Here is a 12,054-nt window from a genome sequence, read left to right as displayed (position 1 = left end):
TGCTCCCTCAGAGCCCGAACGCGGCGGCGAGCGCGCCGTGCGGAAGGCTGACCTGGAACATGCGTTCGAATACGACGTAAAGCGCGAGCGCCGTTGCCGCTGCCGTGATCGCCGACCACAGCGCCTGTTGATGCCGGGGGATCGCGAGCACGGCGAAGACGTAAGCCGCCGATGCGATGTACATCCCGAGCAGCGGAATCGCGCCGACGAAGATCGCGGCCGGCACGAACAGGCCCGCCAGCCGCCGCAGCTCAATCGACGTGATGGCGATGGGAACGCTCGCCAGCGAAGCCGTCGGCATCACGCCGCGCGCCAGATTGTAGAGACTGCCGACGACGATGATGATGCCGGTCAGGAACGGAAACGTTCCGGATTCGACACCCTCGCTCGACCAGCCGATGCCGTTGTCCAGGCTCTGGACCACCACCGCAACGCCAAAACTGCCGGTAAGGATGGCGGTCGCAAGTTCGAGGGCGCGGCGTGAGATCATTGAAGACTCCAGATCCTCACTTGACCAGCCAGCCCTGCTCGCTCGCGACCTGCTTGACGTGCTCGAGGTCCTCCTTGATGAACTTGTCGAACTCGGCGCCGGTCAGGAACGTGTCCACCTGGGAGGTCTTCTCGATGTAGTCCTTCCACTCGGGCGTCGCCTGCACCTTCTTCATGAGATCGACATAGTAGGCCGCCTGCTCCGGCGTGACCTTGCCGGGCAGCCAGACCGTGCGCGGCTGCTCATATTGCTTGATGTCGAGGCCCTGCTCGGTGCAGGTCGGAACGTCGCTCCAGCCTTCAGTGGCCGTGATCTTCGGCGCTTCAGGCAGGCGCTTCGGGCTGAAGACGCAGAGCGGGCGCTGCGTGCCGCCGCGCCATTGGCCGAGACTCTCGCTGGGATTGTTGACGTGGGAATCGATGTGCCCGCCGGCGAGCTGAACGGCGGCCTCGGCGCCGCTCTTGAAGGGGATGTAGGTGAGTTTGACGTGTCCCGTCTTCTCGATCATGCGGGTCAGGACCTCGTCGGTGTCCTTGGACTGCGCGCCGCCCATCTTGAATTCGCCTGACGCGGCCGCCTTCAGATAGTCACCGGCGGTTTTGTACGGCGCGTCCTGCTTGACCCAGAGCAGAAACTCGTCCTGCGCCATCGCCGCGATCGGCGTGAGGTCGGAGTAATTGAAAGCGACCTTGGAGACGAGCGGCTGCTGCCAGGCGTTCGAGGTGCCGAAGATCACCTTGTAGGGATCGCCGGCAGAAGCCTTGCCGTAGACATAGCCCTCCGCGCCGCTGCCGCCACCCTTGTTGACGACGACGATCGGCTGCTCCGTCAGCTTGTACTTGGTGATGATGTTCTGCACCGCGCGGGCGAGATTGTCGGTGCCGCCGCCGGGACCTGCGGTCGCCACGAACTCGATCGGCTTTTGCGGCTGCCAGGCCGCGAATGCCGGCATCGGGCCTGCGAGCGCGGCCGCACTGACGGAGAGCAAAAAGAGGGACGTCCCACGCATGATTTCCTCCAACTGATTTTTCTGTTTTTTAGATCAGCCGTCCCGACGTCCGTTCAGGCGACGCGTTCTTCGCGCTCCCTGGATGCCGAGACGATTGCGCCTTCTTGCTCCAGCGCTTCGATTTGCCTCTGGTCGAACCCGTGCTGGGCCAGCACCTCGCGGGTATGTTCGCCATAGATGGGCGCGCCTGAGGCGACCTTGCCCGGCGTCTCCGAGAATTTGACCGGCAGCCCGATCGTCTTGACCGGGCCGAGCGTGGAATGCTCGACCTCGACGACCATCTGACGCGCCAGCGTCTGCGGATCGCTGAGCGCCTCCAGCATGTCGTGCACGGGCCCGCAAGGCACGCCCTTCTCGTCCAGCGCGGCGAGCCAATGCGCGCGCGTATTCGTGCAGAAGCGCTCGCTCAGGACGGCTTCCAGCTCCTTCAGATTGGCCATCCGGTCGGCGCCGGTGACGAAGCGCGGATCGGCGGCGAGCTCGCCGGCGCCGAGCGCTTCCAGCATCAAGAGCCAGTGTTTCTTGTTGGCGCCGCCGACCACGAGCCAGCCATCCGAGGCCTCGAACGCCTGGTACGGCGCGTTGAGCGGATGGGCCGAGCCCATGGCCCGCGGCGCCGTACCGGCCGCGAGCGCGATGGTCGACTGCCAATAGGTCTGCACCAGCGCCGCCTCAAAGAGCGAGGTCTCGACCCACTGGCCCTCACCGGTCTTGAGGCGGTGCGTGTAGGCGGCGAGGATGCCCATGCTCGCGAGCAGGCCGGCAGTGATGTCCGATAGCGGCGGGCCGCATTTCACCGGCGGACCATCCGGGCGCTCGCCGGTGAAGCTCATGATGCCGCTCATGGCCTGCGCGACCAGATCGAAACCGCGGCGGTGCTTGTAGGGGCCGGTGCGGCCAAAACCCGACAACGAGCAATAGATCAGCGACGGATACTGCTTGTGCAGCTCCTCGTAACCGAACCCCAGGCGCTCCATCGCGCCCGGCGCAAAGTTTTCGACCAGCACGTCGGCGTCCGCGATCAATCGGCGCAGCACCTGTTTGCCGCCGTCGGTCTTCAGGTCCAGCACGATGCCGCGCTTGTTGCGGTTCATCATCAGGAACGAGGCGGCTTCGTCGCCGATCTTCGGCGGCACCGAATGGCGGGTGTCGTCACCACCAGGCCATTTCTCGATCTTGATGACGTCGGCGCCCATGTCGGCGAGCATCAGGGTGCAGGTCGGCCCGGCCATGACATGGGTGAGGTCGATGACCTTGAGGCCGGCGAGCGGTCCCGAACGGCGTGAAATGGATTGCGATCGATCGCTATGCATCGGGGCGTCCTATTCGCCGCGCCACTGCGGGGCGCGTTTGCTGAGGAAAGCATCGAGCCCTTCACGAAAATCCTGGCTCGTGTAGCACATCAGGATGAGGTCTTCGCCCTCCTCCGGCATCAGCCGCCGTTGCAGCCGGGCGACCGCCTGCTTGGTCGCACTCAGCGTCAGCGGCGCGTGGCTGGCAACGAGGCGCGCGACTTCGTCCGTGCGCTTGTCGAGCGCGGTGAGATCGTCGACGACCTCGCCGAGCAAACCGATGCCTGCGGCCTCGGCGGCATCGACAAGCCGTGCGGTGAAGATCAGATCCTTCACCCGTGCCGCCCCGATCAGCGCAGTGAGACGGCTGACATTGGACATCGACAGGCAATTGCCGAGCGTCCTGGCGATGGGAAATCCGATTTTTGTGCTTGATGTGCCGATGCGCAGGTCACAGGCCGCGGCAATGCCCGCCCCGCCGCCGGTGCAGAAGCCGTTGATCGCCGCGATGGTCGGTACCCGGCATTGCTCCAGCGTGGTCAGCACCCGGTCGATCCGGTTCTCGTAGTCGATGGAGTCCTGCGGCGTCCGGAATGCGCGGAACTGGTTGATGTCCGTGCCGGAGGCAAAGGCCTTGTCGCCGGCGCCGCGCAACACCAGCACCTTGATGGACCTGTCATCGTTGGCCTGCTCGCAGATGGCGGCGAGCCGCTCGTACATGGTGAAAGTGAAGGCGTTGCGCGCCTGCGGGCGGTTGAAGGTGATCCGCCCGATCCCGTCCCTGCATTCAAAAACGAGGTCGTCCGCCGCTACGGCCTGGTCCATTTCCTCGATCTCCAACTGTTTTTGCATTTTTGAATGCAAAATTTTGGTTTTTCAAGATATAATTACCTAACTTTCGTCTATTGGATCGTTTTTGCATTCAAAATAGAGAGTGCCCATGCTGCATGAGGAGGTCGTCGGCCGCATCCGCGACATTCTGCTCGACGGCGAGATCCCGCCGGGCGCGCGGATTCCCGAGCGCGAGCTGTGCGAGCGGCTGGAAATTTCGCGAACGCCGCTGCGCGAAGCGCTCAAGGTGCTGGCCGCCGAGGGCCTCGTGCAGCTGCTGCCGCATCGCGGCTCGCGTGCAGCGAAGCTCACCGACAAGGACATGCGCGACCTGTTCGAGGTCTGTCAGGGGCTCGAAGCGCTGGCGGGCGAGCTCGCTTGCGAGCGCATCACCGATCACGAGATCGCCGAGATCGCCGCGGCCCATGCAGCCATGGTGCAGCACTATCGCGAGGGCGATCTGATCCAGTATTATCGCGGCAACCGCGCCATCCATGAGGGGATCGTCAACGCCGCCGGCAACCCAGTCCTCACCGGGCTCTACGCATCCGTGACCGCGCGCATTCGCCGTGCCCGCTATGTCACGCCGATGACGCCGCAGCGCTGGGCGCTCGCGGTGACGGAGCACGAGGCGATCCTGAACGCGCTCCAGCGCCGCGACGGCGTCGGCCTCTCCCACATCCTGCGCGCGCATCTGCGCCACAAGCGCGAGGAGGTCTTGCAGGCGGGATTTGCGGAGACGGAGACGAGCGAGCCCGCGCTGAAGATTGCGTGAGGCGGCGGCTCGCCTAGCAGCCGAGCTTGTCGGCGATGCCGCCGAAATCCTTGGCGACGATGTCCCAGACGCCGGTCGCCTCGAAATCGACCTTCTGGTGCGGCCCGTACTCGGTCGGCCGGGCCACGAACGCGGTCTTCAGGCCGTTCTTCTGCGCGGCGGCGAGATCCCCATTGTGGGCGGCGACCATCATCACCTCTTCCGGCTTGAGACACAGCAGCTTTGCGGCACCGAGATAGGTTTCCGGATCGGGCTTGTAATGCTCGAACAGCTCGGCCGACATGATGAGGTCCCAGGGCAGGCCTGCGAACTTCGCCATGTTGGTGAGCAGCGCGACGTTGCCGTTCGACAGCGGCGAGATCACGAACTTCGTCTTCAATCGGGTTAGGCCGGCGACGCTGTCGGGCCAGGGGTTGAGGCGGTGCCAGCCCTTGGTGAGATGATCGAGGTCGGCGTCCGTGAGCCCCTTGATGGCGAATTTCTCGACCAGCTTTTCCAGGGAACGGCGATGCAGATCGTCGAGCATCACATAGCCGCGTTCGGGATGCTCGCGCACGTCCTGCATGGAGGCGACATAGGTGCCGCGCCAGCCGTCGACGAGCGCGGTCCAGTCGGCGCTGATGCCGCGGCCCTTGCCCCACCACATGAAGTCGGTGATCAGGCTGGTGCGCCAGTCCACGACGGTGCCGAACACGTCGAAGATGAGGGCTTTGACGGCGGAGAGATCGGACATGGGCGCTTCCCCGGTTGTTTCTTGTCGTCATTCCGGGGCGCGCGAAGCGCGAGCCCGGAATCCATTTCACACCGAATTCTGCCGCCCGATGGATTCCGGGCTCTGCGCGGTCGCGTCGCCCCGGAATGACGGAGGCACTTAATCCAGATGGAACTTCGCGAGCTCGCGATGCTCTGCCTTGATGTAGCGCACGGTACCGGTGACGGAGCGCATCACCACCGTCTCGGTCTCGATCACGCCGTCCTTGCGGAATTTGACGCCCGACAGCAGTGAACCGGTGGTAACGCCGGTCGCGGCGAACAGGCAGTCGCCGCGCGCCATGTCCTCGATGCCGTAGATCATCTTGGGATCGTTGACGCCCATCTTGGCCGCGCGCTCGATCTTCTCGCCGGAATCGAGGATCAGGCGGCACTGCATCTGGCCGCCGATACAGCGCAGCGCCACGGCCGCGAGCACGCCTTCCGGCGCGCCGCCGGTGCCGAGATACATGTCGACGCCGGTGTTGTCGGGGTCGGCGGTGTGGATCACGCCGGCGACGTCGCCGTCGGTGATGAGGCGGACGGCAGCGCCGGTCGAGCGCACGCTCTCGATGATGCTGGCATGGCGGGGACGGTCGAGCACCAGAACGGTGATGCCCTCGGGCTTGACGCCCTTGGCCTTGGCGAGGCGGCGGACATTGTCGGCCGGCGATGCATCGAGCTCGACGACGCCCTTGTCGTAGCCGGGGCCGATCGCAAGCTTCTGCATGTAGACGTCGGGGGCGTGCAGCAACGTGCCGCCATCGGCCATTGCCATGGTGGCGATCGAGCCCGGCATGTTCTTGGCGCACAGCGTGGTGCCTTCGAGCGGGTCGACCGCGATATCGACTTCCGGGCCGGCGTTGACGCCAACCTTCTCGCCGATGAAGAGCATCGGCGCCTCGTCGCGCTCACCCTCGCCGATCACGATGGTGCCCTGGATCGGCAGCTTGTTGAGCTCGCGGCGCATGGCGTCGACGGCGGCCTGGTCGGCGGCCTTCTCCTGCCCGTGCCCGCGCAGCCGCGCCGACGACACCGCAGCCCGCTCCGTCACACGCACGATCTCCAGCGTGAGAATGCGCTCGAGCAATGCTTGCGGCGGCACTGAAATATGGGTCGACATCGGCTAACTCCTTCGAAGCGTTTGGGACGGAAATCTCCGTCCGCATCAACTCGTAACACCCACAGTTCGTTCGAACTGTCTTATCGTTTGAGCATGATCTTTCCGGAAAACCGCTGCACACTTTTCCGGATCATGCTCTAGTTCTTCTCAATCCTGATGACCTGCGGCCGCCCGCTGATCACCTTGTCCTTTTGCACGGCCGCGAGCGCGCGGCGCACCGCGTCCTCATGCGTGGCATAGGTGATCAGGATGACGGGCACGGGCACCGCCTTGCCGTCGCTCGGTGCAGCGCCGCCATTGGGATGACGCTGCACGATCGACTCGATCGAAATCTTCTGCTCGGCGAGCCGGGTCGCGATTGCAGCCGCGGTGCCCGGGAAATCGCGCGCCAGCAGGCGGATGTAATAGCCGCCTTCGTGGCGCTCCATCGGCGCCTTCTTGGTGTCGTGCAGCTGCGCGATCGGCCTTCCGAACGGATTGGCGCGAATGCCGCGCGCGACGTCGGCGATATCGGCAACGACGGCGGATGCGGTCGCAGCTCCACCCGCCCCCGGGCCGACCAGCGTGATCGGCGGAATGCCCTCGCCATCGATCGTAACCGCATTGGTGACACCCATCACCTGCGCGATCGAGGATGTCTTGGGAACCATGGTCGGATGCACGCGCTGCTCGATGCCCTTGGCGGTGCGAACGGCAACGCCGAGCAGTTTGACGCGGTAACCGAGATCGGCGGCCGCGCGAAGATCTTCCGGCGCGATGGAGGAGATGCCTTCGACATACACCGCGCTTTGAGCAACTTTCGTGCCGAAAGCAAGGCTGGCGAGGATCGCGAGCTTTTGCGCGGTGTCGTGGCCGTCGACGTCGAAGGACGGATCGGCCTCGGCATAGCCGAGCCGCTGCGCATCCTTGAGGCACTCGGCGAACGAAAGGCCCTCCTGCTCCATCCGCGTCAGGATGTAATTGCAGGTGCCGTTGAGGATGCCGTAGACGCGATCGATGCCGGTTCCGGCAAGACCTTCACGTAGCGTCTTGATGACGGGGATCGCAGCGCCGACCGCTGCCTCGAAATTCAGCGCACCGCCGTGCTTTTCGGCGGCTTTTGCCAGCTTGATTCCGTGCTTGGCCAGCAGTGCCTTGTTGGCTGTGACAACCGACTTGCCAGTGCTCAGCGCGGCTTCGACCGCCGAGAGCGCGGGATCGCCGGCGCCGCCCATCAGCTCGACGAAGCAGTCGACCTCGGGATGCGTGGCGAGGGCAAGCGGATCCTTGGCCCATTCGACGCCGCGCAGGTCGATGCCGCGCTTCTTGGCCTTCGAACGTGCGGTGACGGCGACGACGCGAATGCCGCGGCCGCTGCGGCCCGCAAGCACGCGCGCCTGAGTTTCGATCAAACGGACAACTTCGGCGCCCACGGTGCCGAGCCCCGCTATGCCCACTTTCAGGGGTGCAACCATGATGCTTGAGTGAACCTGCAGAAAAGAATTAGCGCCGGTTGGCGAGTGGAACGACGTTGTGCAACGTTTCGATGCCGCTTTCAAGGAAGCGGCGCACGCCGCGTGCGGCCTGCCTGATCCGTTGCTCATTTTCCACCATGGCGATGCGGACATATCCTTCACCATGTTCGCCGAAGCCGACGCCGGGCGAGACCGCAACGCCTGATTTCTCCACCATCAACGTCGCGAACTGCATGCTGCCGACACTGCGGAACGCCTCCGGCAGCGGCACCCAGGCGAACATCGAAGCCTCAGGCGGCGGAATCTCCCACCCCGCGCGACCGAAAGATTCCACCAGTGCGTCACGGCGCTTGCGATAGGTGTCGCGCATCTCCTTGATGCAGTCGTCAGGGCCGTTCAGCGCCGCGGTCGCGGCGACCTGCACCGGCGTGAAGGCGCCGTAATCGAGGTAGGATTTGACGCGGGCGAGCGCTGCGATGACGCGGTCATTGCCGACCGCAAAGCCCATGCGCCAACCGGCCATCGAATAGGTCTTCGACATCGAGGTGAACTCGACGGTGACGTCGATGGCGCCGGGTACCTGAAGCACCGAGGGCGGCGGATTGCTCTCGTCGAAATAGACCTCGGCATAGGCAAGATCCGACAGGATCAGGATCTCGTGCTTCTTCGCGAAGGCGACGAGGTCCTTGTAAAAATCGAGGCTCGCGACATAGGCGGTCGGGTTCGAGGGATAGCAGACCACGAGCGCGAGCGGCTTCGGAATCGAATGCACGATCGCCCGCTCCACCGCCTCGAAAAACTGTGGCGTCGGCTCCGAGGGCACCGAACGGATCACGCCGCCCGCCATCAAAAAGCCGAAGGCATGAATCGGATAGCTCGGGTTCGGACAGAGGATCACGTCGCCCGGCGCGGTGATGGCCTGCGCCACGTTGGCAAAGCCTTCCTTGGAGCCCAGCGTCGCCACCACTTGGGTGTCGGGGTTGAGCTTCACGCCGAAGCGGCGGTCGTAATAGGCAGCCTGAGCCCGGCGCAGGCCGGGAATGCCGCGCGAGGCCGAGTAGCGGTCGGTGCGCGGCTTGCCCAGCGTCTCCTTGAGCTTCTCCAGCACATGCGGCGGGGCCGGCAGGTCCGGATTGCCCATGCCGAGATCGATGATATCGGCGCCGGCGTTCCGCGCGGCCGCCTTGGCCCGGTTGACCTGTTCGAACACGTAAGGCGGAAGGCGGCGGATGCGGTAAAATTCTTCCATGGGTCTCTGGGCTCCGGGCAACCGGTCAGGATAGAATCGAGGAGCAATGACACTCCTTCCAGGAGACATCGCCCGGCACGCGAAAATCACTCAAAATCAAATACTTGGAGTAATTTTCGGCGGCAAGGACTGAACTCCTTCGCCCTGACTCTCGGCTGAATTGAAGTCTTTTTAGCACGGAGTGGCGGTCGCGCCAGCGATTACGCGGCCTTATTTGGCATCCTTGGCCGCGACGGCCTGACGGTCGCGCGCGGCCGCAAGCTCGGCCTCGATCTTGGCGCGTTGGTCCGGCGGGATGACGGCCTGATCACGGTCAGGCGGCAAATCGTGCACCGGCAAATAGCCGGCAGGCTCCTTGGGGTGAGCAGGCGTGTCGGCGGCAGACATATCCGCGAGCTGGCTCGAACAGCCGCCCAGCATGAAAGCTGCGATCAGCAGCCCACAGCACACGAGCCGCGACTTTTGCAGGTCCCACAACGCCAACACTTGGGAATTCCCCTACTCGTCCCAACGCAAGGCTGCCGGCAACTTAACCAACAACCCGCCCAAGCTCAAACCATTGCTGCCCACAATTGGAACGAGCGAGAAATCTTCCAAGGCCCACGGCACAAGACGTGCACCGCGATTGTGACAAAAGCAAGAAGCATTGTCGCAGTGCAGCACATCTTCGCGCCGGTTTCGCGCGAAACCGGCGAGCTTCGCGGTGACGAATACGGAATGAATCGTTACTGTTGTCCTCATGAGTACCGTCACGACCGACACGCCCAAGCCTGGCTCGACGTCAGGGTCAAAGTCCGAAACGAAGTTCGATGCGGAAGCCTTCGCGATGAATGTCGCGCGGGCGATGGAGAGCGGCGGCAAGGCGCTCGCCGCCTATCTGAAGCCGCGCGAAAGCGGTGAGGTGCAGGACCGCCCGCCGGCCGAGCTCACGGAGGTCGTCAAGACCTTCACGTCGGTCGCCGAATATTGGCTATCGGACCAGTCGCGTTCGTCCGACCTGCAGACCAAGCTCGCCAAGGATTATCTCGATCTCTGGGGCTCGGCGGCACGGCGAATGGCCGGCCAGGAGGCGCAGCCCGCGATCGCGCCCTCGCCGCGCGACAAGCGCTTTGCCGATCCGGAATGGAAGTCGAACCAGTTTTTCGATTTCGTGATGCAGCTCTATCTGCTCTCCAGCAAATGGGCGCAGGAGCTGGTCCGCGACGCCGAGCTTGATCCGGCGACGCGCCGCAAGGCCGAGTTCTACGTCCAGCAGGTCACCAACGCGATCTCGCCGTCGAACTTCGTGCTGACCAATCCGGAGGTGCTGCGCGAGACCGTTGCCAGCAGCGGCGAGAACCTGGCGCGCGGCCTGACCATGCTGGCGGAGGACATCGCCGCCGGCAAGGGCATGTTGAAGATCCGCCAGTCCAACCCGGACAACCTCGTCGTCGGCGTCAACATGGCGACGACGCCGGGCAAGGTGATCTACCAGAACGAGATGATGCAGCTGATCCAGTATTCTCCGACTACGGAGAAGGTGCTGCGCACCCCGCTGCTGATCGTGCCGCCCTGGATCAACAAATTCTACATCCTCGATCTCAAGCCGGAGAAATCCTACATCAAGTGGTGCGTCGACCAGGGCATTACGGTGTTCGTGATCTCATGGGTCAATCCCGACAAGAAGCTCGGTTCCAAGAGCTGGGAAGACTACATGAAGCAAGGCCCGCTCACGGCGATGGACGTAATCGAGAAGATCACCGGCGAGATGAAGGTGCACACGGCCGGCTATTGCGTCGGCGGCACCATGCTCGCGACCACGCTGGCCTGGCTCGCCGAGAAGCGGCGTCAGCGCGTGACCTCGGCGACGTTCTTTGCCGCGCAGGTCGACTTCACCCATGCCGGCGATCTCCTCGTCTTCGTGGACGAAGACCAGATCGCGGCGCTCGAGCAGGACATGAAGCACTCAGGCGTGCTCGAAGGCTCGAAGATGGCGATGGCCTTCAACATGCTGCGCTCCAACGACCTGATCTGGTCCTACGTCGTCAGCAATTACCTCAAGGGCCAGCAGCCGAGCGCATTCGACCTGCTGCACTGGAATTCCGACGCGACGCGGATGACCCAGGCCAACCATTCCTACTATCTGCGCAACTGCTATCTGGAGAACCGCTTGTCGACAGGCACCATGGTGCTCGACAACACGCTGCTCGATCTCTCCAAGGTCAAGGTGCCGGTCTACAACCTCGCCACGCGCGAGGACCACATCGCGCCGGCGGAATCGGTGCTGTACGGCTCGCAATTCTTCGGCGGGCCGGTGAAGTATGTGCTGTCAGGCTCCGGCCACATCGCCGGCGTCGTCAATCCGCCGGCCTCGGGCAAGTACCAATACTGGACCAACGACAACATCAAGGCCGCCAACGTCGCGGAGTGGATGAAGGCCGCGGTGGAGCACAAGGGCTCGTGGTGGCCGGACTGGCGCGAATGGCTGGGCGGGCTCGATCCGGAGGAAGTGCCGGCGCGCAGCGTCGGGAGCGAGGCGTTCCCGCCCATCGAGGACGCGCCCGGCAGCTATGTCAGGGTGCGCGCATAGCGCAGGGCTGCGCGTTTTCGTATAAGCTCACGACATCGAGTTGAGAGGGGACCGGGTTATGACGCGTGAATTGTTCTGGCTGACCTGTACGGTGATCCTGACCGGGATCCTCTGGATTCCCTACACCATCAACCGCTGCCAGGTTCGCGGGCTCAGCGGCGCCATGGCCAACCCCACGCGCGGCGACAAGCCGCAGGCCGAATGGGCGAACCGTTTGATGTTCGCGCATGACAATGCGGTCGAGAACCTCGTGCTGTTCGCACCGCTGGTGCTGATCCTCAATGCGATCGACTATTCCACGAAATGGACGGTGCTCGCCTGCGTCGTCTATTTCTGGGCGCGCGTTGCGCATCTGATCGTCTATGCGCTGGGCATTCCGGTGTTTCGCACCCTCGCCTTCACCGTCGGCTTCCTGGCACAGGCCGTGCTGGCGCTGGCGATCTTCAAGGTGTTTTGAGCGCGTGTCCCGGACGCGCGACGCGCGAGCCGGGACCAAGAAAGCCGCAAACGAC

Annotated in this window: 13 protein-coding genes; 3 read left to right on the top strand and 10 right to left on the bottom strand. The window is 64.0% G+C overall.

Features of this window, described 5'->3' with window-relative positions; all coding sequences use genetic code 11:
- Positions 1-7: 7 nt before the first annotated feature.
- Genes HYH07_RS30710 through HYH07_RS30695 form a run of 4 tightly spaced genes read right to left on the bottom strand, consistent with a single transcriptional unit; the run spans position 8 to position 3,616 of the window.
- The gene (locus HYH07_RS30710) at positions 8-490 is read right to left on the bottom strand and encodes a tripartite tricarboxylate transporter TctB family protein (protein ID WP_220005978.1); all 483 of its coding nucleotides are present in this window, start codon (positions 488-490) and stop codon (positions 8-10) included.
- Between the two features lie 16 nt (positions 491-506).
- Positions 507-1,499: a tripartite tricarboxylate transporter substrate binding protein gene (locus HYH07_RS30705; protein WP_220005977.1), complete on the bottom strand. Its 993-nt coding sequence runs from the start codon at positions 1,497-1,499 to the stop codon at positions 507-509.
- Between the two features lie 53 nt (positions 1,500-1,552).
- A complete protein-coding gene (locus HYH07_RS30700) occupies positions 1,553-2,812 on the bottom strand; it encodes a CaiB/BaiF CoA-transferase family protein (RefSeq protein ID WP_220005976.1) in 1,260 nt (419 codons plus the stop codon).
- Between the two features lie 9 nt (positions 2,813-2,821).
- Positions 2,822-3,616 (bottom strand): enoyl-CoA hydratase/isomerase family protein, encoded by a 795-nt coding sequence (locus tag HYH07_RS30695; RefSeq protein WP_220005975.1) that lies wholly within the window; start codon positions 3,614-3,616, stop codon positions 2,822-2,824.
- Between the two features lie 115 nt (positions 3,617-3,731).
- Here HYH07_RS30695 and HYH07_RS30690 point away from each other — a divergent pair, with 115 nt between their 5' ends.
- Positions 3,732-4,397: a GntR family transcriptional regulator gene (locus tag HYH07_RS30690; RefSeq protein WP_057754579.1), complete on the top strand. Its 666-nt coding sequence runs from the start codon at positions 3,732-3,734 to the stop codon at positions 4,395-4,397.
- A gap of 13 nt (positions 4,398-4,410) precedes the next feature.
- Here HYH07_RS30690 and HYH07_RS30685 read toward each other — a convergent pair whose 3' ends face one another.
- From HYH07_RS30685 to HYH07_RS30660, 6 genes are all read right to left on the bottom strand, one after another.
- Positions 4,411-5,130: a haloacid dehalogenase type II gene (locus HYH07_RS30685; RefSeq protein WP_220005974.1), complete on the bottom strand. Its 720-nt coding sequence runs from the start codon at positions 5,128-5,130 to the stop codon at positions 4,411-4,413.
- A gap of 138 nt (positions 5,131-5,268) precedes the next feature.
- Complete coding sequence (gene glpX / locus HYH07_RS30680; RefSeq protein ID WP_057754573.1) at positions 5,269-6,270, bottom strand: class II fructose-bisphosphatase; 1,002 nt, start codon at positions 6,268-6,270, stop codon at positions 5,269-5,271.
- Positions 6,271-6,407: 137 nt separating this feature from the next.
- On the bottom strand, positions 6,408-7,724 hold the full coding sequence (locus tag HYH07_RS30675; protein ID WP_220005973.1) for a homoserine dehydrogenase: 1,317 nt from the start codon (positions 7,722-7,724) through the stop codon (positions 6,408-6,410).
- Positions 7,725-7,752: 28 nt separating this feature from the next.
- Positions 7,753-8,973: an LL-diaminopimelate aminotransferase gene (locus HYH07_RS30670; protein WP_057754565.1), complete on the bottom strand. Its 1,221-nt coding sequence runs from the start codon at positions 8,971-8,973 to the stop codon at positions 7,753-7,755.
- A 210-nt stretch (positions 8,974-9,183) separates the two neighbouring features.
- Positions 9,184-9,459, bottom strand: coding sequence for a hypothetical protein (locus HYH07_RS30665; protein WP_220005972.1), 276 nt, complete (start codon positions 9,457-9,459; stop codon positions 9,184-9,186).
- Between the two features lie 12 nt (positions 9,460-9,471).
- Complete coding sequence (locus tag HYH07_RS30660) at positions 9,472-9,726, bottom strand: hypothetical protein (protein ID WP_220005971.1); 255 nt, start codon at positions 9,724-9,726, stop codon at positions 9,472-9,474.
- Between HYH07_RS30660 and HYH07_RS30655 the strand changes: the two genes are divergently transcribed.
- Both HYH07_RS30655 and HYH07_RS30650 read left to right on the top strand, forming a co-directional pair.
- Positions 9,713-11,542 (top strand): alpha/beta hydrolase, encoded by a 1,830-nt coding sequence (locus HYH07_RS30655; protein WP_220005970.1) that lies wholly within the window; start codon positions 9,713-9,715, stop codon positions 11,540-11,542. The two genes, HYH07_RS30660 and HYH07_RS30655, sit on opposite strands and share 14 nt — an antisense overlap.
- A 58-nt stretch (positions 11,543-11,600) precedes the next feature.
- Positions 11,601-11,999, top strand: coding sequence for an MAPEG family protein (locus tag HYH07_RS30650; protein WP_057754556.1), 399 nt, complete (start codon positions 11,601-11,603; stop codon positions 11,997-11,999).
- Positions 12,000-12,054 lie beyond the last annotated feature (55 nt).

Source organism: Bradyrhizobium sp. BR 10261 (genome assembly GCF_019455395.1).
In the GTDB taxonomy this organism is placed as follows: Bacteria; Pseudomonadota; Alphaproteobacteria; order Rhizobiales; family Xanthobacteraceae; genus Bradyrhizobium; species Bradyrhizobium manausense.
Note: the sequence above shows the minus strand (reverse complement) of the source record. Positions and strands in the feature narration are given on the sequence as shown.

Excerpts from the sequence above, each read along its gene's own strand:
- HYH07_RS30710 (WP_220005978.1), bottom strand. The coding sequence starts at position 490 with ATGATCTCACGCCGCGCCCTCGAACTTGCGACCGCCATCCTTACCGGC.
- HYH07_RS30695 (WP_220005975.1), bottom strand. The coding sequence starts at position 3,616 with ATGGACCAGGCCGTAGCGGCGGACGACCTCGTTTTTGAATGCAGGGAC.
- HYH07_RS30690 (WP_057754579.1), top strand. The coding sequence starts at position 3,732 with ATGCTGCATGAGGAGGTCGTCGGCCGCATCCGCGACATTCTGCTCGAC.
- glpX (WP_057754573.1), bottom strand. The coding sequence starts at position 6,270 with ATGTCGACCCATATTTCAGTGCCGCCGCAAGCATTGCTCGAGCGCATT.
- HYH07_RS30650 (WP_057754556.1), top strand. The coding sequence starts at position 11,601 with ATGACGCGTGAATTGTTCTGGCTGACCTGTACGGTGATCCTGACCGGG.
- HYH07_RS30675 (WP_220005973.1), bottom strand. The coding sequence starts at position 7,724 with ATGGTTGCACCCCTGAAAGTGGGCATAGCGGGGCTCGGCACCGTGGGC.
- HYH07_RS30670 (WP_057754565.1), bottom strand. The coding sequence starts at position 8,973 with ATGGAAGAATTTTACCGCATCCGCCGCCTTCCGCCTTACGTGTTCGAA.
- HYH07_RS30700 (WP_220005976.1), bottom strand. The coding sequence starts at position 2,812 with ATGCATAGCGATCGATCGCAATCCATTTCACGCCGTTCGGGACCGCTC.
- HYH07_RS30655 (WP_220005970.1), top strand. The coding sequence starts at position 9,713 with ATGAGTACCGTCACGACCGACACGCCCAAGCCTGGCTCGACGTCAGGG.
- HYH07_RS30685 (WP_220005974.1), bottom strand. The coding sequence starts at position 5,130 with ATGTCCGATCTCTCCGCCGTCAAAGCCCTCATCTTCGACGTGTTCGGC.
- HYH07_RS30705 (WP_220005977.1), bottom strand. The coding sequence starts at position 1,499 with ATGCGTGGGACGTCCCTCTTTTTGCTCTCCGTCAGTGCGGCCGCGCTC.